This window comes from Paraburkholderia sp. JPY465, assembly GCF_050436725.1.
GTDB lineage: Bacteria > Pseudomonadota > Gammaproteobacteria > Burkholderiales > Burkholderiaceae > Paraburkholderia > Paraburkholderia youngii.
This window is the reverse complement of sequence record NZ_JBNDMT010000002.1, coordinates 520,180-542,029: the sequence shown is the minus strand read 5'-3', so window position 1 is coordinate 542,029 and position 21,850 is coordinate 520,180. Positions and strand designations below refer to the sequence as shown.

Genomic DNA, 21,850 nt, shown 5'->3' with positions numbered 1-21,850 from the left:
AAGGGGCGACTGCACTGCACCGGCCGCGCCGCTGCAGTGCGGCGGCGAGTGGGACGACTTGAGACAGACCGGAGCGAACCGGCATGAACGCAGAAGAATGCTTGCGCGAAGGCGATCTCGACGGATGTCTGCGCGAATTGCAAAACCAGGTTCGCAAGGATCCGTCGAAGGCCGCCTATCGCGTGTTTCTGTTCCAGTTGCTCGCGGTGACGGGCGCCTGGGATCGCGCCTTGACGCAACTGAACGTCGTCGGCGAACTCGACGCGGCCGCGTTGCCGATGGTGCAGACCTATCGTGAAGCGTTGCAATGCGAGGCGCTGCGCGAGGCGGTTTTCAAAGGCGAGCGCGCGCCGCTGATCTTCGGCGAGCCGACCGGCTGGCTCGCATTGCTGCTCGAGGCATTGCGGCTCGATGCCGCAGGCGATAGCGGCGCGGCGGCCGCCGCGCGCGCGCGGGCGCTCGACGAGGCGCCCGCCACCGCCGGCGCATTGAACGGCGAACCGTTCGAGTGGCTCGCCGACGCCGACAACCGGCTCGGCCCGACGCTCGAAGCGGTATTGAACGGCCGCTATTACTGGATTCCTTTTTCGCGCATCAAGCGCATCGAAATCGAGCCGCCGTCCGACCTGCGCGACCGGGTCTGGATGCCGGCCGTCTTCACGTGGGCCAACGACGGCCAGGCCGCCGGCCTGATTCCCGCCCGCTATCCGGGCACGCTCGCCGAGGCGAATCGCGCGCTGTGGCTCGCGCGCCTGACCGAATGGATCGGTGACGATCCCGCGCTCGCGCGGCCGGTGGGACAGCGCATGTTCGCCTCCGATGCGAACGACTACGCGCTCTTCGACGTGCGCAACATCGAACTGACGAGCGGCGACGCGCCTGCCGAACAGGACGGCGCGGCCGTGCCGGATCATGGCTGAGCTGACCGCCCGTGATCGCCTGCAACCGTCGCTGCTCGACCGGCTGACCGATCTCGAACCGGAAGTCAAACAGGAAGCGCGCGAGCGCCGCGTTCTGTCGATGCGCGCGCTGCGCGAGAGCGTGCAGCGCGACCTCGGCTGGCTGCTGAACGCGAATGGTCTTGCTTCGGTGCAGGATCTGAGCGGCTATCCGTATGTCGCGACCTCCGTGATCAATTTCGGCTTGCCGGATATTGCCGGCAAGACCGCCTCAGGCATCGATCCGTTGCGGCTCGAGCGGCTGGTGCGCGATGCGATCTGGGCGTTCGAGCCGCGCATTCTGCGCGATACCGTGCGGGTCAGTTCGATGCAAGTCGAAGAGACGACCGGGCGCCACAACACCGTGTCATTTTTGGTGGAGGGCGATCTGTGGGCGCAGCCGTATCCGGAACGGCTTTTCTTCAGGACCGAACTCGATCTGGAAGTGGGCGAAATCCGTGTGATCGACCAGGGCGGCCCGCGCTGAAGCCATGAATCCCGACCTGATCAAATACTACAGCCAGGAATTGCAGCATCTTCGGGAGATGGGCGGCGAGTTCGCGCGCGAATTTCCGAAGATCGCCGGGCGCCTCGGCATGGAAAGCCTCGAATGCGCGGACCCCTATGTGGAGCGTCTACTCGAAGGCTTCAGTTTCCTCGCGGCGCGCGTGCAACTGAAGATCGACGACGAGTTCCCGCGCTTCACCCAGCACCTCGCGGAACTGGTGTATCCGCATTACCTCGCGCCGACACCGTCGATGGCCGTGGTGCAGATCCAGCCCGACCTGACGAGCTCCAATCTCGCGGACGGCGTGCGGGTTCCACGCGGCAGCGCGCTGCGCAGTGTGCTCGACAAGAACGGCTCGACGCGCTGCGAATACCGCAGCGCGCACGAACTGACGCTTTGGCCGCTAGAAATCACGGAGGCGCGGTTTTTTACGCACGCGGGCTCGCTCGGCGGCGTCGACAGCGCGTTGCCGGCGAGCATGGCGGCGGGCGCCGGTATCAAGGCGGGTCTGAGACTGCGTCTGCGCGCCACCGCCGGTCTGAAAATCAACCAGCTGAAACTCGACCGGCTGACGCTGTATCTGCGCGGCTCGGACGGGATGGCCACGCGGATCCACGAGCGTCTGCTCGGTTCGGTGAGCGGCGTCGTCGTGATGCCGGCCAAACGTCCGGCGGCCTGGCACGTGCAATTGCCGGCGAGCGCGCTGCGGCCGCTCGGTTTTGCCGACGATCAGGCATTGCTGCCGGTCAGCCGGCAGTCGTTCCAGGGCTACCGGCTGCTGCAGGAGTATTTCGCGTTTCCGCAGCGCTTCATGTTCGTCGCCATCGACGGCTTGCAGGCGGCGTTGCGGCGCTGCGCGGACACCGAGATCGAAGTCGTCGTGCTCCTCAAACGCGGCGATCCGCTGCTCGAACAGTCGCTCGATGCCAATAATTTCGCGCTGCATTGCACGCCCGCGATCAATCTTTTTTCGAAGCGTACCGATCGCATCGCGCTGTCGGACGAACAGTTCGAGTATCACGTGGTGGCCGATCGCACCCGGCCGATGGACTTCGAGATCTACCAGATCGAGAGTGCGACGGGCTATAGCGCGGGCGCCGGCGGCGAGCAGCGCTTCGAGCCGTTCTATCACGCGCGCGATCTCGGTGCGACGTATCGTGCCGGCGCGTACTACCAGGTGCGCCGCGAAAAGCGTTTGCCGTCGGCACGTCAGCATGAGCGCGGCCCGCGCACGAGCTACCTCGGCAGCGAGATGTTCATCGCGCTGGTGGATGCGAGCAATGCGCCGTTTCGCGCCGACCTGCGTCAACTCGGCTTGCAGGTGCTATGCACGAACCGCGACCTGCCATTGACGATGCCGGTCGGCGTCGGCCCCGCCGATTTCACGCTCGATGTCGAAGCGCCGGTGCAAAGCGTGCGCTGCATCAGCGGCCCGAGCCGGCCGCTGCCGTCGTATGCGCATGGGGCCGTGGCATGGCGGCTATTGAGCCACCTGTCGCTGAACTACTCGTCGCTGCTCGATAACGATGCGCAGGAGGGCGCCCGCGCGCTGCGCGATCTGCTGAGCCTCTACTGTCCCGCCGACGAGATCGCGAGTCAGCGGCTGATCGAGGGCGTGCGCTCGATCGATTCGCGCTCGGTGACGCGACGCTTGCCGTGCGCGGGACCGATCGTGTTCGGCCGCGGTCTCGAAGTGACGTTGACGCTCGACGAAGCCGCATTCGAAGGTGCCGGCGCGTTTGTGCTCGGCGCGGTGCTCGCGCATTATTTCGCGCAATACGTATCGATCAACTCGTTCACCGAGACCGTCGTGAAGACGCTTTCACGCGGCGAGATCATGCGCTGGCCAGCGAGGGTCGGACAATGCCGGACGCTCTGACACTGCTGCGCCGGCTCGAAGACGATGCGCGCCGCTTCGACTTCTTTCAGGTCGTGCGGCTGCTGGAGAACGCGTACCCTGACAAGCCGCGCGTGGGGGAGTCGATGCAGCCGCGCGACGACGCGATTCGCTTCGTGCAGGAACCCGAACTGGTTTTCCATCCGACCACGCTCGGTGATTTCACGCCGGCCGGCGAGCATCATGCCGCGCGCCTCGCGGTGAAATTCTTCGGTCTGCTCGGGCCGCACGGACCCCTGCCGACCCATCTGACGGAATACGCGCGGGACCGCGCGCGCAATGCGAACGATCCGACCTTCGCGCGCTTTCTCGATGTCTTCCATCACCGCATGGTGTCGCTGTTCTATCGCGCTTGGGCCAATGCGCAACCGGCCGTGAGTCTCGACCGCCCGGGGCGCGATCGCTTTTCGTTTTATGTCGGCAGCGTGTTCGGGCTCGGCGAGCCGACGCTGCGCGAGCGCGACGCGGTGCCCGATTTCGCCAAGCTGCACTTCGCCGGTTTGCTGGGCGGGCCGACCCGTCCCGCCGCCGGTTTGAAACTCGTGCTCGCGCGCTTTTTCAACCTGCCGGTCGATATCGAGCAGTGGGTCGGCCATTGGATGACGCTGCCCGCGAACTCGCTGTTGCGCCTCGGCGCAGCGGACGGTTCGGCCCCGCTCGGCGTGTCGACGCTGCTCGGCGCGCGCGTGTGGGATTGCCAGCACAAGTTCCGCATCGTGATCGGACCGTTGAGCCGCGCCGATTACGAGCGCTTCCTGCCGGGCGGCGAGAGTCTGAACCGCCTCGTCGACTGGGTGCGCAATTACACGCGCGACGGGCTCGATTGGGATCTCCGGCTGGTGTTGAAGCAGGAGGACGTACCGCGCCTCAAGCTCGGGCGCCACACGCGGCTCGGCTACACCACGTGGACGCTCGGCCGCCCGGCGCGCGGCGATCAGCGTCAGTTGGTGTTGCAGCCGACCGGTCCCGACGGCCGTTCACGGATTGCCGTGGCGGCCCGCGAGGCGCCCGCGGGGGCGCCGCCATCGACATCATCGAGGGAATAGAAAATGGCCGAGATCAAACGGGCAGCGTTGTTCGGCAAGCTGAACAAGCTCGGGTTCCGCGCAATCGAGAGCGCGAACGTGTTTTGCAAGCTGCGTGGCAATCCTTATATCGAGCTGTCGCACTGGTTCCATCAGATCCTGCAACTGCAGGACTCCGACTTGCACCGCATCATCAAACACTACGGGCTCGAGCCTTCCGCGCTGGCGCGCGATCTGACCGAAGCGCTCGACCGGTTGCCGCGCGGGTCGGGTTCGGTGACCGATATTTCGTCGCAGGTCGAGGAGGCGGTCGAGCGTGGCTGGGTGTTCGGCTCGCTGATGTTCGGCGAATCGCAGGTGCGCACCGGGCATCTGGTGGTCGGCCTCCTGAAGACGCCGTCGCTGCGCAACGGGCTCTACGGCATCTCGCGTCAGTTCGAGCGCATCAAGCTCGATTCGCTCGTCGATGAGTTTCACAGCCTGCTGCGCGGCTCGCCGGAAGCGGCGATGAGCGCGAGCGATGGTTTTCAGGCGGGCGGCGCGCAGCGCGAAGGCAGCGACGCGGACACCACCGGCGGGCCGGTGCCGGCCGCCGCGCTAGGCAAGCAGGAGGCACTGCGCCGCTTCACCACCGATCTGACCGAACAGGCGCGCAACGGCAAGCTCGATCCGATCGTTGGGCGCGACGAGGAAATCCGCCAGGTGGTCGACATCCTGATGCGCCGCCGGCAGAACAATCCGATCCTGACCGGCGAAGCGGGCGTCGGCAAAACCGCGGTGGTCGAAGGCTTCGCGCAGCGCATCGCGGCGGGCGACGTGCCGCCGTCGCTGCGCGACGTGCAGTTGCGCACGCTCGACGTCGGTCTGTTGCAGGCCGGCGCGAGCATGAAGGGCGAATTCGAAAATCGCTTGCGGCAGGTGATCGAGGAAGTGCAGGCTTCGGAGAAGCCGATCATCCTGTTCATCGACGAAGCGCACACGCTGGTCGGCGCGGGTGGGGCGGCCGGCACCGGCGATGCGGCCAATCTGCTGAAGCCCGCGCTCGCGCGCGGCACGCTGCGCACGGTGGCCGCAACCACGTGGGCCGAATACAAGAAGCACATCGAGAAAGACCCGGCGCTGACGCGGCGCTTTCAGGTCGTGCAGGTCAGCGAGCCGGACGAGACCCGCGCGATCCTGATGATGCGCGGCGTCACCTCGACGATGGAGCAGCACCACAAGGTGCAGGTGCTCGACGAAGCGCTCGAAGCCGCGGTACGTCTGTCGCATCGCTACATTCCGGCGCGGCAGTTGCCCGACAAAGCGGTCAGCCTGCTCGACACCGCCTGCGCGCGCGTGGCGGTCAGCCAGCATGCGACGCCGGCATCGGTCGACGATTCGCGCAAGCGGATCGCGGCGCTCGAAACCGAGCTCGCGATCATCGGCCGCGAAAGCGCGGTGGGCGTCGACACGCGGGAGCGTGAAGCCGCCGCGGCGGAAAAGCTCGCCGCCGAACAGGCGCGTCTCGCCACGCTCGACGCCCGCTGGCAGGCGGAAAAAGAACTGGTCACGCGGATTCTCGCGCTGCGCGCGCAACTGCGCGGCGAGACCGGCAAGGTGGAGGGCGCGGCGCAGGTGAGCGACGCGAACGAAGCCGCAAACGAAACAGCCGCACCGGGCGCAACCGGAAACCCCGCCACCGATACCGCGACCCGCGAAGCGCGGCTCGCCGAACTGCGCGAGTTGCAGGCGCAGCTCGCGCAGCATCAAGGCGAAGACCCGCTGATCCTGCCGACCGTCGATCAGCAGGCGGTCGCCTCGGTCGTGCAGGACTGGACCGGCATACCGGTGGGCCGGATGGTCCGCAACGAAATCGAGAACGTGCTGAAGCTCGCGGAGAACCTGAACCGCCGCATCATCGGCCAGGCTCACGCGACGGAGATGATCGCACGGCGCATTCAGACTTCGCGCGCGGGTCTGGACAATCCGAACAAGCCGATCGGCGTGTTCATGCTCGCCGGCACCTCGGGGGTCGGCAAGACCGAGACCGCGCTTGCGCTCGCCGAGGTGCTGTATGGCGGCGAGCAGAACGTCATCACGATCAACATGAGCGAGTACCAGGAGGCGCATACGGTGTCGTCGCTGAAGGGCGCGCCGCCGGGCTACGTCGGCTATGGCGAAGGGGGCGTGCTGACCGAGGCGGTGCGGCGCCGCCCGTACAGCGTGGTGCTGCTCGACGAAGTCGAGAAGGCCCATCCCGACGTTCACGAGCTGTTCTTCCAGGTGTTCGACAAGGGCTGGATGGAAGACGGCGAGGGCCGCGTGATCGACTTCAAGAACACGCTGATCCTGTTGACCACCAATGTCGGCACGGATCTGATCACGAGCCTGTGCAAGGACCCGGAGCTGATGCCGGAGCCGGACGGCATCGCCAAAGCGTTGCGCGAGCCGTTGCTGAAGGTGTTTCCGCCGGCCTTGCTGGGACGCGTCGTGGTGATCCCGTACTTCCCGCTGTCCGACGAAATGCTCGGCGCGATCATCCGGCTACAGCTCGGCCGGATCGAGAAGCGAATCCGCGTGTCGCACAAGATTCCTTTTACCTACGACGACGACGTCGTGAAGCTGATCGGCAGCCGCTGCACGGAACTCGAAAGCGGCGGGCGCATGATCGACGCAATCCTGACCAACACGCTGTTGCCGCGCATCAGCACGGAATTTTTGACGCGCATGATGAACGGAAGCGCGGTCACGAAAGTGCAGATCGGCGCGCGCGACGGTGAATTTCTCTATACGTTCGATTGATCGATCCAACCGGAGGATGCCTTCATATGCCGCAACAAGTCAGCATGGGCGCGACGCTGCAATGTTCGTTCGGCGCGGCGCCTTCGACACTGGTGGTGCTACCGATCAACCGGGTGATGGGCGAAGGGCCGCCCGCGGCCAACATCATGGATCACATTCCGCTCGTCAACATCATGCCGTTCGGCGTGTGCAGTTCGCCGGCCAACCCGACCGTCGCCGCCGCGACGGCGGCGGCGCTGGGCGTGCTGACGCCGATGCCGTGCATTCCGGCCACCATGACGCCGTGGACGCCGGGCGCGCCGACCGTGCTGCTCGGCAACCAGCCGTCGCTCGACAACGTGTCGACCTGCATGTGCAACTGGGGCGGCGTGGTCACGATCGTCAATCCGGCGACGGTCAAGACGATGATTCCGTGATATGACCTCGCAAAACCCGAACCGACACGTCACCGTCAGTTGCGCGCCTGCCGGCGAGGATCTGCTGTTTCTGCATCTGAGCGGCACCGAGGAGCTGGGGCGCCTGAGCGAATGGCGGCTCGACCTGCTGAGCAAGCGCAACGATCTGCAAGCCGGCGATCTGCTCGGGCATGACATCTCGATTGCGCTGTCGTTGCCGGGCGAGGGCGAGCGGCAATTCAACGGCATCGTCACGGCATTCCGGATCGTCGCGCCGGGCGACAACACCCGCAACCGCATGGCGCGCTACGAAGCGGTGGTGCGCCCGCGGCTGTGGCTGCTCACACGCGCGTCGCACAGCCGCTTTTTCCATGAAAAGAGCGTGCTCGACATTGTGACCAGCGTGCTGCAGGACTACAACATCGACGTCAGCAACAAGTGCCAGGCGACCTATCCGTCGCTGCAGCACTGCGCGCAATACCGGGAGACCGATTTCGCGTTCGTGAGCCGCCTGATGGAGCACGAGGGCATCTACTACTACTTCGAGCACAAAGGGGGCAAGCACACGCTGGTGCTGACCGATTCGAGCGACGTGCACGCACCGATCGAACACTATGCGTCGATTCCATACGATGCATGGTACGAGCCTTCGAACGAGATGGAATGCGTGTATGCGTGGAGTTCGGGCGCGGAATTGCAGACCGGCAAGTACGAAGTCAACGACTACGATTTCGAAAAGCCCACGTTGAGCAATCAGCAAGGCCTGCTGTCGCGCGCGACCCGGCCGAAAGTCTATGATCCGCCGGTGTACGCGATGCAGGAACATCTGAGCGGGCACGTGCAGGCGAGCGACGGCGACCGCTATGCGAAGGTCGGTATCGAGATCCGTCAGGCACGCAACGACAGCATCTCGGGCCGCGCGAGCGCGCGCGGCATCTGGCCGGGCGGTCAGTTCAAGCTCGAGAATCACGCCTGTGACGCGCAGAACCACGACTATCTGGTGGTCAGCGCCGCGTACGAGATCAATTCGGATGTCTATGTGTCGACGGTGCGCCACGATCCTTCGCTGCCGTTCTTCGACTGCGCGTTCAGCGCGTTGCGCAAGGAAAACCACTTCCGCTCGGAGCGGCTGACGCCGCAGCCGGTCGTGGCGGGCCCGCAGACCGCGATGGTGGTCGGCCCGGACGGTGAAGAAATCCTCACCGATAAATACGGCCGCATCAAGGTGCAGTTTCATTGGGAGCAGTTCGCCCCGCCGTCCGATTCGGACGCGCGCATGAAGCGGTGCTGGGTGCGCGTGTCGCAGAGCTGGGCCGGCAAGAACTGGGGCACGTTCTTCCTGCCGCGGATCGGTCAGGAGGTGGTCGTGGAATTCGTCGAGGGCGATCCGGACCGGCCGCTCGTGACCGGATGCGTGTACAACGCGAACACGATGCCGCCGTACGCGCTGCCGGCCAATCAGATGTTCTCGACGCTGAAGAGTAATTCGACCAAGGGCGGCGGCGGTTTCAACGAAATGCGCTTCGACGACGACAAGGGCAGTGAACAACTGTTCTTCCACGCCGAGAAGGACCACGAGACCTGGGTCAAGAACGACATGCTGAGCAATGTCGGCAACGACCGGCATCTGAAGGTGACCGGCAACGAGTTCGTCGCGATCACCGGCGCGCGCCACGATGCCGTGACGGGCGACCAGAACGCCCAGGTCGACGGCAACGCGTCGCTGAAGGTCGGGCAGAAGCTGCAGGAAAAAGCCGGCATGGACTACGCGATCGATGCCGGCATGAATATCCATATCAAGGCGGGCATGAACATCGTGATCGAAGCCGGCGCGAGTATTACGCTGAAAGCGGGCGGCGCGTTCGTGGTGGTCGGCCCGGTCAGCGTGGCGGTGTCGGGCACACCGATCCTGCTCAATTCGGGCGGCTCGGCGGGCTCCGGCAGCGGCTCGTCGCCGAGCGCACCGAGCGCGCCCAAAGACGCCGATGATGGAACCAAAAAAATCAAATCGTGAGTGATGCACCTGACCGCTCGTGGGGAGCCAAGTGAACTATCCGATTCTTTCGCTGCGGGTTGCGCGATTCAACGACGAGACGCTGGCCGAGCCGATCGTGATCGCGTTCGGCCCCGCCGGCGGCACGATCGGCCGGGCCAACGACTGCACGCTGGTGCTGCCCGATCAACAGCGCGCGATCTCGCGCGTGCACGCGCGCGTCGAGTTTCGCGGCGGCGATTATCTGCTGTGCGATCTGGGCAGCAATCCGAGCGTGCTGAATCAGCGCGCGCTCGGCGGCACGCGCGAGGCGCGGCTCGCGGACGGCGACCGTCTGGTGATCGGTCCGTATCTGCTGGAGGTGTCGATCGGCGAGCAGGCGGCGGACGTGCGCGGGCTGACGGGCGGCCACGATCCGCTGAGTGCCGCGCAAGTGCTCAGCGGACCGTTGCCCGCCGATTCGCAGGGCGACGTGTTGCAGCTCGGCGCGCTCGATCCGCTCGGGCAGCCGGGCTTCGGCGCACAGCAGCGGATCTCGACGCGTCCGGGCTTTGCGGGCTCGGAGAGCGATCATGTGTCGCCGGAGTTGCAGGCGTTCTCGGCGCCGCAGGCATCCCGGCCCGAGCCCGGCAGGCCGGCCACGCCCGTGGGAGGCATCCCGGCGGACTACGACCCGCTCGCGGATGCGTTGGCGCAGTGGGAAACGCCGGGGCCGGCCAGCGGGCCGCAAGCCGCACCGCGTCCTGCGCACGAGTTGCCGGGATGGCCCACTGCGCCCGCGCCGTCGGCGGCGCCTTTGGGCGGCCCGACCGGCTTGCCGCCGGGATTGCTCGATCCCGGCGCGGCGGGGTCGGCCCCAACACCGTTCGATGATCTGTTCGGGATACCGTCGGCGCCGTCCACGCCGTCGACCCAGTTCGCGCCATCGACCCCTCTGGCGCCGGTGGTGCCGGTGATCGTGCCCGTGGTCGCGCCGCAGGCCGCCACCGCGCGGGTTGCCGTGCCGGCTGCGGCGCCGGGGCCGTCGCTGGCTGGGCAGTCCGCTTTGGAGCCCGCTTCCGAGCCCGCTTCGGAGCCGGCCCCGCAGCCAGTGGCGCAGCCGGTTCAGCGGCCGGCTCCATCCGCGGGCCCGACCGCATCACCGTCTCCGGCACCAGCGCCGAGCGCGCAGCCAGCCCCAGCCCCGGTTCGCCAAACGGCCACCGCCACCACCACGAGCCAGAACCCCGCGATCATGCAGGCGCTGCTCGAAGGCCTCGGCCTCGACCCGTCGCGCGCGCCGAACCTGCCCGAACCGGAGTTCGCGCGTCTGGTCGGCACGATGCTGCGCGAAGCGCTGCGCGGCACGATGGGCGTGCTGCGCGCGCGCTCGATGACCAAGCGCGAAGCCCGTCTCGACATGACGATAATCGTCGCGCGCGACAACAACCCGCTCAAATTTTTCCCCGACGTCGACAGCGCGCTGGCGCAGATGCTGACCGGCCGCTCGGCCGGTTATCTGCCGCCCGACGAAGCGCTCAGGCGCGCCTTCGACGATATCGAGGCGCACGAGCTCGCCGTGCTCGCCGGCATGCGCGCGGCGCTCGCGCACGTGCTGGGGCGCTTCAATCCCGCTTCGATCGAAGCGCAGCTGAAAGACACCGGCGCGCTCGAAAAAGTGCTGTCCAACCGCAAGGCGAAACTGTGGGATCTGTTCGTCGCATTGCAGGGCGCCGTCGCGCGCGATGCCGACGACGACTTCCAGAAGTTCTTCGGTCAGGCGTTCAATGAAGCGTACGAGGCCCAGATCGACGAACTGCGCGCGGCCCGCGAGCGTCAGCCGAAACATCCCGGCGATCCCACCTAGCAACATTTGAACGAGACAACATGTCCTGGAACAGCAAAGTCATCTGGTCGGAGGGGATGTTTCTGCAGCCCCAGCATCTGCAGCAGCACGACCGCTATCTGCAGCGGCAACTGGAGACGCGCGCGGCCGGCCTGCGTCCGTATAGCTGGGGCTTTACCGCGCTGGAGATCGACGAGCCGCTGCTCAAGCTCGGCAAGCTCGCGCTGCTGTCGTGCTCGGGCGTGATGCCGGACGGCACGCCGTTCGATCTGCCCGCCGACGATGATCTGCCCGAGCCGCTCGAGATTCCCGAAGGCACCCGCAACATGCTGGTGCAACTGGCGCTGCCGGTGCGCAGGCCTGGCGTCGCCGAAACCGGCAACGAAGCCAGCGAGGAGAACTTCGCGCGGCACCGTGTCGCCGAATTCGACGTCAGCGACAGCAACGATCCGAATGCCGGCGCGGCGTTGCTGCAGATCGGCAAACTGCGGGTGCGCCTCGCGCTCGCGCCCGACGTGGCGAACGCGTACACGGCGCTCGGCGTCGCGCGCGTGCTCGAGCGTCTGCCGGACAACCGCGTCGTGCTCGAAAACGACTACAGCCCGCCGTGTCTCGACTACCGGGTGGCGCGCCGGCTCGCGGCGTTCGTCGACGACCTCGTGGGCCTTCTGCATCAGCGCGGCGAAGCGCTGGCCGGACGGCTTGCGCAGCCCGGCGTGACCGGCGTCGCGGAGGTGGCCGACTTTCTGTTGCTGCAACTGATCAATCGCCACGAGCCGCTCGCCGCGCATCTGTCGACGATGACCGGTTTGCATCCCGAAGCGCTGTACCAGCTGGCCGTGCAGCTGGCCGGCGAGTTGACAACTTTCAGCCAGGCGTCGAAGCGGCCGCCGGCGTATCCGGTGTATCGCCATGAGTGGCTGCGCGAAACCTTCGCGCCGGTGATCGACGACATTCGCGCGTCGCTGAGCATGGTGATGGACCCGCACGCGGTGGCGATCCCGCTCGAAGAGCGCAAGTTCGGTTTGCGCGTGGCGATCGTGCCGGACAAGACGCTGTTTGCCGGCGCGACCTTCGTGCTCGCGGTGCGCGCGCAAATGCCGGCCGAGCACATCCTGACCGGCTTCGCGCCGCAGGTGAAGATCGGCCCGATCGAACGCATTCGCGATCTCGTCAATCTGCAATTGCCGGGCGTCGGCCTGCGCGCGTTGCCGGTGGCGCCGCGGCAGCTGCCGTTCCATGCGGGCTTTACCTACTTCGAACTCGATCGCGGCAACGAGCTGTGGAAGCAGTTCGCGAATTCCGCGGGCATGGCGTTGCACGTCGCCGGTGACTTTCCCGGACTGACGATGGAGTTCTGGGCAATTCGCCGCTGACGCATTGATTGAGGAAGTTCATCGTGAGTCCAGACGAACCGCGTGGCCCCGCCGACGATCCCGGCGCGACGATCCTGATTCCGACGCCGGGCGGCACGCGGGCGCCGTTCATCGCAACCGCCGCGACGCCCGCGCCGATGCTGCCCGCCGGCGGCGGTTTGAATCCGCTGTTGCGCGCGGCCAATCCGCTGATCGAACTGGCGCTGCCGTTGCGCCAGTTGCCGACCCATCCGAATGTCGAAGACCTGCGCAACCAGCTGATGCAAATGGTGCGCAACTTCGAGACGCAAGGCCGCGCCAATGGTATCGACGACGAGAAGCTCGGCGCCTCGCGCTACTGCCTGTGCACGTTTCTCGACGAAGCGATCGCCAGCACGCCGTGGGGGGCGGGATTGTGGGGCAGCCGCAGCCTGCTGGTGACGTTCCACAACGAGGCTTCGGGCGGCGAGCGCTTTTTCCTGATCCTGCAGCGTCTCGCGCAGAACCCCGCGGGCAATATCGACGTGCTCGAACTGATCTACGTGATTCTCGGCCTCGGCTTCGAAGGCCGTTACCGTCTGATCGACGGTGGCCGCACGCAGCTCGACACGATCCGCGAACGCCTCGAACAGATGATTCGCGGCCAGCGCGGCGCGGCCGAACGCGATCTGTCGCCGCACTGGCTGCCGGTCAAGGTCGAGCGCAAGCCGTTGCTGCAACTGGTGCCGTTGTGGGTCGCGGCGGCAATCGCCTGCCTCGTGCTGGTGATCGCTCATCTGGTGTTGAGCTTCAGGCTCAACGACATGTCCGACCGCGTGTTCGAAGCGCTGCACGGCATCCGCGTCGCGCCGGCACCGGTGCTCGCGTCGAAACTGGCGGCGGCGCCCAAGCCCGCGCCGAAGCTGTCGCAATTCCTCGCGCCGGAAATCGCCCGCGGTCTCGTGCAGGTGTCGGAGTTGCCCGACCGGACCGTCGTCACGATCAACGGCGACGGCCTGTTCGCGTCGGGCAGTACCGATGTGGCCGCGGGCTTCGTGCCGCTGATCCAGCGCATCGGCGATGCGTTGAAAGAAGTGCCGGGCAACGTGGTGGTCGCGGGACACACGGACAACCAGCGAGTCTTGTCCGCGCGATTCCCGTCGAACTGGCATCTGTCGCAGGCGCGCGCCGAAGCGGTGCGCGACATGCTCGCGTCGCGGGCCGGCAACCCGGCGCGTTTCAGCGCCGAAGGGCGCGGCGACGCCGAGCCGATCGCGCCGAACGATACAGCCGCGAATCGCGCGCGCAATCGCCGCGTCGATATCACGGTGCTGGCGCCGGGAGCGGCATCGTGAAGGCCTGCGGGATCAGTCCGTCGCGCGTGGCACAGGGGAGCCGGATATGAAAATCTTTGGCTGGCTCAGACGAGCCATCGTGCTGTCGTTGCTCGGCGTGCTCGCGCTGTCGTTGATCATCTGGGTCGAGGGGCCGCTCTTCGCGTACGCGGGTCATGAGCCGCTCGAAAGCGACAGCAGCCGCTGGACCGCGATCATCACGCTGCTGCTGGTGTGGGCGGTGTACTGGGGCGTGCGCTGGATCGCAATGCGTGTGGCCAACATCAGGTTCACCCGCGTGGTGGCGGAAGGACCGGCCGAGCCCGGCAGGAAAGAATCCGAGGCCGACATCGCCGCGTTGAAGCAGCGTTTCGAAGCCGCGATGGCAACCTTGCGCAAGGCGCGGGTCAAGGGGCGCTTCGGCAGTCAGTACGTGTACCAGTTGCCGTGGTACATGTTCGTCGGCGCGCCCGGCACGGGCAAGACCACCGCGCTGCTGAACTCCGGGCTCAAGTTTCCGCTCGCCGAGCGGCTCGGCAAACAGTCGATCGGCGGCGTGGGCGGCACGCGCAATTGCGACTGGTGGTTCACCGACGACGCGGTGCTGCTCGATACCGCGGGCCGCTTCACCACCCAGGATAGTTTCGCCGAAGCCGATCAGGCCGCGTGGGCCGGCTTCCTGCAACTGCTGCGCAAGTATCGGCCGCGCCGGCCGCTGAACGGCGTGATCGTGGCCCTGTCGACGCGCGACCTGCTGCAACTGTCCGACACGCAACGCGCGCAGCAGGCGCAAGCCGTGCGCGAGCGTCTCAGGGAACTGTACGGCAAGCTCGGCATGCGCTTTCCGGTCTACGTGGTCGTGACCAAATGCGATCTGCTCGCGGGCTTCGCCGAATTCTTCGACGACCTCGGGCGCGACGAGCGCGAACAGGTCTGGGGCATGACGTTTCCGTTCACCGAGGGCGGTTCGCCCGACGACGCACTGGCCGCATTTCCCGCCGAATTCGGCGCGCTGGAAAAGCAGCTGCAAGCCCGCGTGCTGAGCCGCATGCAGCGCGAGACCGACGTGCGCAGGCGTGCGCTCGTCTATGGATTCCCGCAGCAGTTCGCGGGTCTGCAAGCCGTGCTGAAGAGCTTTCTCGACGAAACCTTCAGCACCACGCGCTTCGAGCAGTCCGCGTTGCTGCGCGGCGTGTACTTCACGAGCGGCACCCAGGAAGGCCGGCCGATCGATCGCGTGATGAGCGCGGTGGCCTCGGCGCTCGGCTTCCAGCAACAGGCGGTGCTGCCCGATCCGGCGAGCGGGCGCGCGTACTTCATCACGCGGCTGCTCCGCGGCGTGATCTTCGAGGAAGCCGGACTCGCGGGCGTGAACCAGAAGCTGGAGCGGCGCCGCGCGTGGTTCCAGCGCGCCGCGCTGGCGGCGATCGGTGTCGTCACCGTGCTCGCGCTGGTACTGCTGTTCGTCAGCTATCAACGCAATCGCGCGTACATCGCCGATGTTCAACAGCATGTCACCGACTTGCAGAAGCTCGCGCAGACCACTCAGGCCGGCGACAACCCGCTGGCGCTGCTGCCGCTGCTCAATGCCGCGCGCGACCTGCCCGGCGGTTATGCGGACCGCGCTAAAAGCGTGCCGTGGCTGTCGCGTCTCGGCCTTTATCAGGGCGACAAGCTCGGCCTCGAAGCGCAGGCCAGTTACCGGCGGCTGTTGCGGCAGACGCTGCTGCCTCTGGTGGTGAGCCGGATGGAAGAAGAATTGCGCCGCGGCGACGCGAACAATCCCGACTTCCAGTACGAAGTCTTGCGCGCGTATCTGATGCTGGGCGATTCGATGCATTTCGACGCCGACTCGGTGCGCTTGTGGGCCGACGTCGATTGGCGCCGCGGGCCGTTGCGCGATGCGAGCGACGATCAGCGCAACGATATCGACGGCCATCTCGCCGCGTTGTTCGAGCCGGCGCGCTTCGACGCGTCGCTGCCGCTCGACAAGGAGCTGATCGCGCAGGCGCGCGCGACGCTCGCCAAAATGCCGCTGACGCAGCGCCTGTTCAATCGCGTCAAACGCGATCTCGAACAGAGCAGACTGCCGGAGTTCAGCGTCGCCAACGCGGCGGGGCGCAATGCGTCGCTGGTGCTCGTGCGCAAGAGCGGCGCGCCGTTGACGCGCGGTGTTTCAGGCGCGTACACGCGGGCCGGCTATCAGAAGTTCGGCCAGTTGCGCGACGCGGCGGTGATCGATATCGCGAAGGACGACTGGGTGCTCGGCCGTCAGGAATCGGTCTTGACGCCGAACGGACTCGAGGATCTGAAGGCGGGCATCACGCGGCTTTACTACGACGAGTACATCCGCCAGTGGGACGCGTTGCTGAACGATATCGACGTAGTGCCGTTCGACGGCGTGCAACAGGGAGCGCGCGTGGCGAATGTGCTCGCGGCGCCCGACTCGCCGCTGCGCTCGCTGATGCTGGCCGCGGCGCAGGAAACCACGCTGGGCAGCACCAGAACGGGCGGCTCGTTGACGGAGCAGGGCGTCGCCGCATTGACGAACAAGCTCGATGCGGCCAAAAAGCGTCTCGAGAGCGCGCTCGGCAATCAGCCGGAAGACGCCGCGCCGCCCGCACCGGCTGAACTCAATCCGGTCGACGCGCATTTCCAGGCGCTGCATGAACTCGCCGGCAAACCCGGCGCACCGGGCCCAGTTCCACTCGATACGCAGCTCGCCGCGCTGAAGGACGCCGCGACCTATCTGGAGGCCGCGGACTCGGCGCGCCGCCAGGGCTTGCCGCCGCCGCCCGGCGACGCGTTGAACAAGCTCAAGCTGGTCGCCCAGGGGGCGCCGCCGCCGCTCGCGACGGTGGCCACCGACGTCGCGGGCGGCGCGGGGTCGCTGATGGTGGGCGGCGAGCGGGCGCGCCTGAACGCGTTGTGGCAGGCGAACGTGGCGCAGCTGTGCCGGCAGGCGCTCGACGGCCGCTATCCGCTGGTGCGCACCTCCACGCGCGACGTCGCACCCGATGACTTCGGCAAGCTGCTGAGCCCGGGCGGCCTGATCGACGACTTCTTCCAGAAGAACCTCGCAACGATGGTCGACATGTCGGGACCGCAGTGGAAGTGGCGCAGCGGCGTCGATACGCTCGGCATCCCGGTCGACGTGCTCGCGCAATTCCAGCGCGCGGCGCAGATCCGCGATGCGTTCTTCCGGGCTGGCGGCCGCGACGTGTCGGTCCGTTTCACGGTGAAGCCGCTCACGATCGATCCATCGATTACCCAGTTCACGCTCGACATCGATGGGCAGCAAATGGTCGTCAAGCCCGACGCGCCGCAATCGATGGTGTTCCAGTGGCCGAGCGGCAAGGGCACCGGCCAGGCGCACGTCGAGTTCACGCCACCGGGCAATGCACCGGCGGCGCGCGCCGACGGACCGTGGGCACTGCTGCATCTGATGGACGACGCGCGCCTGCAACCTACCGCGCAACCTGACCGCTTCCGCCTGAGCTTCGACTCGGATGGCCGGCGCGCGGACTTCGAACTGGCGGCCAGCAGCATCGTGAATCCGTTTCGTCGCGCGATGCTCGAGCAGTTCCGCTGTCCGGATCGGCTATGAGCGGCGAGCATGCGCAGGAGCCGGCGCCGGGGCCCGGTTTCTTCGGCAAGGTGCGCACGCATGGCGATTTCGTAGGACGGCGCCTGGACGCCGAGTTCGTCACGCGTTGGGATGAGCGCTTGCAGGAAGGCATGTTGCTCGCGCGGCAGCGCTTCGGCGCGCAGTGGCTCGAACTGTATCTGAATGCCCCTGTGTGGTGTTTCGCGCTTGGCGCGGGTCTGTATGGCCCGAGCGCGTGGGCGGGCGTTCTGACGCCCGGCGTGGACCGTGTGGGGCGCTATTTTCCGTTCACGATCGCCGAGGCGATCGACGGCGCCGAACTCGAACGGCGACTGTCCGATGCGCAAGGATGGTATGACCGGCTGGTGACCTTGGCCTTGTCGACACTGACGCCGGAATTCGCCCTCGATGCATTCGACGCGGCGTTGTGTGCCGAGAGCCTGTTCAACGAGGATCGCACCTTGATGCCGTGGCGGCTCGCCATCCCCGATGCAGCCGACGGCGGATTCGCGGCCTTGCTCGAACGGACCGTCGCAGTGGGACACGCGGTCTGGTGGAGCGAAGGATCGCCGGCGGTGCCGGCTTCGGTGAGAGTTTCCACAGCCGCGACGACCGGCCTGCAGTTCGCGAGTCTGCTCGACGTCGGCGGGCAGGAGTGGGACTCGCTGATCGACGTGATTTCGAGCCCGGTCGCGTAGTCACGGCCTCACACACACGCGCGGCGCGGGGTAAGGAGCAGCGTTTCAAATTGACTTCCCGTCATTCGTCTTTAAGTGATGAGGCTGTCATACGCCGGTTCCCGCCGATGTTCGCCGACGGTCCGAGACGGGGCGCTGGCGGCCTTACCGCAACTCCATTGCGCGGAGATCGCCGTATGTCACGCCTGTCACGCCTGTCACGCCTGACCTATTCCTGTCCCGCACGACGCTTTCCAGGCAGCGTTCTGTCCGCTGCGCTGTGCGTGCTTGCGTTGCTGTGCACGGCCGCGCGCGCAGCCGAACCGGTCCTGCACGAGCAGGACATCAACGAGCAGTCGGTGACGCGCGCGCTCCAACCCGACGAGTCGAGCGAGACGGGCGAGAACGTCGTGACGCGCGGCTTCGTGCTGTCGAACAAGCCGCCGTCCGCCGCGCCGCGCCCCGCGGCCGCGAGAAAACCCGCCGCGCAGATCCTGATCACGTTCGCCACCAATTCGGCCACGCTCACCGACAGCGCGAAGGCCGCGCTCGACAAGGTCGCCGGCGCATTGCAGTCGGAGAAACTCGCGGCGTACCGGTTTCGCGTCGAAGGGCACGCCGATCCTCGCGGGTCGGCCGATGCCAACATGAAGCTCTCCGAAGACCGTGCGGCCGCGGTGGTCGAATATCTCACGCAGAAGGACGGCATCGCGGCGGAGCGGCTGTCGTCGCTCGGCAAGGGTTCTTCCGATCCGTTGAACAAGCGCAATCCGACGGCGCCCGAGAACCGTCGGGTGACGATCGTCACGGTCACGGATTAGGCGCTTTCGAGGTTGCCGCCGATGACACGTTATCGCGTGTATTGCGACGTCGCGACACGGGCGATGCTGCTGTTCGCGTGCGTGACTATGGTCGCGGTCGCCGCCGGTCCGCAGGCCTCGAACAATGCCGCCAACCGACCCGCCGCCGTCGACGACGACACCGGCGCGGTGCGCTTGCCGCTTGCCCAGCTCGCCGCCGCGTTGGCGCCCGACGCCCGCCAGCAATTGTTCACCGTGACGGACCATCCCGGCCTCTATGTGATGCAGGCGGCGAGCCTTGAGCAACAGGGCGCGATGTTCGCGCGCGTGGTGGCATTGCTCGAACGCCGCGACATGCCGCACGACCGGGTGGTGTCGGCGGCGGCCATCGCGGCTCACGCGCGGCGCTTCGGCACCGACCCGACCGGGCTGACGGCGGGCAACAACTTCAGCACGGAGGAGTTGACGCATTTCTTCGAACTCGCGCGCGAGCAGGGCGTGGTGCTGAACCAGGGCGAGCGCACTCTGCAGACGATTCTCGTGCGATGGCGTTTGATTCGCGACGAGCAGGGGACCTGGAAAGCGGCCAACGCACACGACTTTCTGATCACCATTCCCGGGCTGGGTCGCGCGCCGGGCGGCGAGATGATCGACGCCACGGTCAGGGCGGCGATCCTCAGTCACGAATTGGGTCATTGGCAGTACTTCTCGGACGGCGCATACGCGCACGCGTGCCGCGCGTTCTGGTGGCAGGTACTGAGCTACGAGGAACGCGCGGAGTTGACCCGGCAACTGGAGAACCTCGGCTATGACCCGAGCGACCGGATCGTGATCGATGAGATGCAGGCCTACTTGCTGCATACGCCCGCGCGCTATATGCCGATCATCGATACGCCGGGACCCGGCGGCATCGATGTCGGCAAGGTGCGGCGGCGCTTGCAGGAGGCGGTCGCGAGAGCGGGCGGATAGCGAGGACCAAGCGAGGACGAAGCGAGCCCGCGCGAAACGCGCTGTCGAGGTGACGTATGACGGATTACGCAGAACTCAACCGCATTTTGCCGCGCCTGTCGCAAGCGCATGCGGCAGACGCGTTCAACGACGAGGTCGCGCCGCTGCTAGTCGACCTGTGGGCTGATGACTACGTTGGGCGCGTGGCATCGTGCGACTTGCTCGAAACGACCGTGAGCCAGTTTTCCTATCTGTTCGACATGTCGACCGAGCGCCTCGTCGCGGCGTGGGGCATCAGTCAGGGAAAGAGTGCGGTGCCGCGCAAGGCAATCGCCACGCGGATGCGCGGACACCCGCTCGCCAACGGCGGGACTTACCATCGCGGCCACGCGATTCCGCACACGCTCGGCGGTTCGACCGATATCAACCTCGTGCCGCAATTGGGCAAGATCAATTCGGGGCCATTCCAGGCGTTGGAACGGCTCGCGGTCAGTCATGCGGGAGCGCTTTACTTCACCTACTGGCTATACGGGCCGGGCAAGAGTCAGGTGCCCGTCGGCGTGGAGCAGGGGCTGCTGATGCCGGGGGCGACTGCGTGCACGTTCAAGCTGGCGACGTTTGCGAATTGACGCGGGCGCGGCGGTTCGCGTGCCGCGATTGGGGCAAATACGTTGTGCGTCGGCGATCGTCGGTGAACCCCTCGACGAATCGGACCGTCTACGATACACAGTACCGCAGCCCCCGACGTCGGACCCCGATGATGCCATTCGCTCGCCGTTTCCTCGTCATGCTGGCGTCGGCCTTCTTGCGCGCACGCGCGCGCGGCGCGTTGGCTCTGCTCGCGTCGGCGGTGCCGCTTGTGCATGCGGAGGTCGTCGTGTCGTTCGCCGAGAGTCCGGTGTCGGTAATTCGCGGCGCCTCGCTGTATCGGACCGGGGAGGGCGCCAGACTGCGCGACGACGACATCATCGAAACCGACGCCGGCAAGTCCGCGCAACTCGAAGACAGTGCGGGGACGCTGATCGCGCTCGGGCCGCAAACGCAAGTGCTGCTCAACGCGCCGTCGGCGCCGCAAAACGCCGCGGCGGGACCGCTGCAAATCACGATGCTCAGCGGCTGGCTCAAGGTCACCCGCAACCCGAGCGCAGCCACGCAAGCGCCGCTGTCGATCGAGCTTCACGGCCTCGAACTCAAACCTTCAGGCAATGGTCCGTGGTCGGTCGTCACGATGACCTCCGGCGAGCGCGCCGCCATCTTCGCGGAGTCCGGCGATGACGCGATCGCCGTCGTTCGCGCCCCTGCCCAGGCGCCCAAACTGACCTTGCGCGCGGGCCAGTACCTCGAGCGACATGCCGACGAACCCCTGCGCGCGCAACCCCGGCCGTCCGCGGAGTTCATCGGCACGATGCCGCCGGGCTTTCGGGACGCGTTGGTCGGGGTAGCGGGGCGGCTCCCGAGCAGACACGAACTTGCCGCGCCACTGCGCGCCCGTCGATTACGCCGACGTCTCGGACTGGCTCACGAGCAGCGTCAGCGAGCGCGGCACTTTCGTCAAACGCTTCGTGCCGCGGCTGAAAACTGCTGCCTTTCGCGCGCAGGTCAATAGCCATCTGGACGTTTTGCCGGAATGGCGGCCGATTTTGCATCCGCCACCGCCGCCGCGCCCGGCGAGCGAGCCACCCAAAAGGCCCGCGTCAGCACCGCCGCTAGTGCGTCCACCATACGGCCCCGGCTCGATATACCGGGACAAACCGACGGCGGACGACGACGAGCATCATTGACATACCA

16 protein-coding genes are annotated in these 21,850 nt (G+C 66.6%); all 16 read left to right on the top strand.

Features of this window, described 5'->3' with window-relative positions:
- Nucleotides 1-83: 83 nt before the first annotated feature.
- A complete protein-coding gene (locus QFZ94_RS04600) occupies nt 84-920 on the top strand; it encodes a type VI secretion system accessory protein TagJ (protein ID WP_429455732.1) in 837 nt (278 codons plus the stop codon).
- Nucleotides 913-1,425: a type VI secretion system baseplate subunit TssE gene (gene tssE / locus QFZ94_RS04595; RefSeq protein WP_410842506.1), complete on the top strand. Its 513-nt coding sequence runs from the start codon at nt 913-915 to the stop codon at nt 1,423-1,425. The genes QFZ94_RS04600 and tssE overlap by 8 nt, the downstream gene beginning before the upstream one ends.
- A 4-nt stretch (nt 1,426-1,429) precedes the next feature.
- Nucleotides 1,430-3,325, top strand: a complete 1,896-nt coding sequence (gene tssF, locus QFZ94_RS04590; protein ID WP_429455731.1) for a type VI secretion system baseplate subunit TssF — start codon at nt 1,430-1,432, stop codon at nt 3,323-3,325.
- Nucleotides 3,310-4,389, top strand: a complete 1,080-nt coding sequence (gene tssG, locus QFZ94_RS04585; RefSeq protein ID WP_429455730.1) for a type VI secretion system baseplate subunit TssG — start codon at nt 3,310-3,312, stop codon at nt 4,387-4,389. Before tssF ends, tssG begins: the two co-directional genes overlap by 16 nt.
- A gap of 3 nt (nt 4,390-4,392) precedes the next feature.
- Nucleotides 4,393-7,149: a type VI secretion system ATPase TssH gene (tssH, locus tag QFZ94_RS04580; protein WP_429455729.1), complete on the top strand. Its 2,757-nt coding sequence runs from the start codon at nt 4,393-4,395 to the stop codon at nt 7,147-7,149.
- Between the two features lie 26 nt (nt 7,150-7,175).
- Entirely contained in the window at nt 7,176-7,565 is a 390-nt protein-coding gene (locus tag QFZ94_RS04575; RefSeq protein ID WP_429455728.1) for a DUF4280 domain-containing protein, read from the top strand.
- A gap of 1 nt (nt 7,566) precedes the next feature.
- Entirely contained in the window at nt 7,567-9,558 is a 1,992-nt protein-coding gene (locus QFZ94_RS04570; RefSeq protein WP_429455727.1) for a type VI secretion system Vgr family protein, read from the top strand.
- 31 nt (nt 9,559-9,589) lie between these two features.
- Nucleotides 9,590-11,383 carry a type VI secretion system-associated FHA domain protein TagH gene (tagH, locus tag QFZ94_RS04565; protein ID WP_429455726.1) on the top strand — a complete coding sequence of 598 codons (1,794 nt, stop codon included), beginning with the start codon at nt 9,590-9,592 and terminating at the stop codon, nt 11,381-11,383.
- A gap of 20 nt (nt 11,384-11,403) precedes the next feature.
- Nucleotides 11,404-12,738: a type VI secretion system baseplate subunit TssK gene (tssK, locus tag QFZ94_RS04560; RefSeq protein ID WP_429455725.1), complete on the top strand. Its 1,335-nt coding sequence runs from the start codon at nt 11,404-11,406 to the stop codon at nt 12,736-12,738.
- Nucleotides 12,739-12,761: 23 nt separating this feature from the next.
- Nucleotides 12,762-14,051: a DotU family type VI secretion system protein gene (locus tag QFZ94_RS04555; RefSeq protein ID WP_368581727.1), complete on the top strand. Its 1,290-nt coding sequence runs from the start codon at nt 12,762-12,764 to the stop codon at nt 14,049-14,051.
- Nucleotides 14,052-14,097: 46 nt separating this feature from the next.
- The gene (gene tssM / locus QFZ94_RS04550) at nt 14,098-17,637 is read left to right on the top strand and encodes a type VI secretion system membrane subunit TssM (RefSeq protein ID WP_429455724.1); all 3,540 of its coding nucleotides are present in this window, start codon (nt 14,098-14,100) and stop codon (nt 17,635-17,637) included.
- Nucleotides 17,634-18,335: a type VI secretion system-associated protein TagF gene (tagF, locus tag QFZ94_RS04545; RefSeq protein ID WP_429455723.1), complete on the top strand. Its 702-nt coding sequence runs from the start codon at nt 17,634-17,636 to the stop codon at nt 18,333-18,335. Before tssM ends, tagF begins: the two co-directional genes overlap by 4 nt.
- Nucleotides 18,336-18,511: 176 nt before the next feature.
- Nucleotides 18,512-19,135 carry an OmpA family protein gene (locus QFZ94_RS04540; RefSeq protein ID WP_429455722.1) on the top strand — a complete coding sequence of 208 codons (624 nt, stop codon included), beginning with the start codon at nt 18,512-18,514 and terminating at the stop codon, nt 19,133-19,135.
- 21 nt (nt 19,136-19,156) lie between these two features.
- Nucleotides 19,157-20,083: a hypothetical protein gene (locus QFZ94_RS04535; protein WP_429455721.1), complete on the top strand. Its 927-nt coding sequence runs from the start codon at nt 19,157-19,159 to the stop codon at nt 20,081-20,083.
- 56 nt (nt 20,084-20,139) lie between these two features.
- Entirely contained in the window at nt 20,140-20,691 is a 552-nt protein-coding gene (locus QFZ94_RS04530; protein WP_368581732.1) for a hypothetical protein, read from the top strand.
- A gap of 131 nt (nt 20,692-20,822) precedes the next feature.
- On the top strand, nt 20,823-21,668 hold the full coding sequence (locus tag QFZ94_RS04525; RefSeq protein ID WP_429455720.1) for a hypothetical protein: 846 nt from the start codon (nt 20,823-20,825) through the stop codon (nt 21,666-21,668).
- The last annotated feature ends 182 nt before the right edge of the window (nt 21,669-21,850 follow it).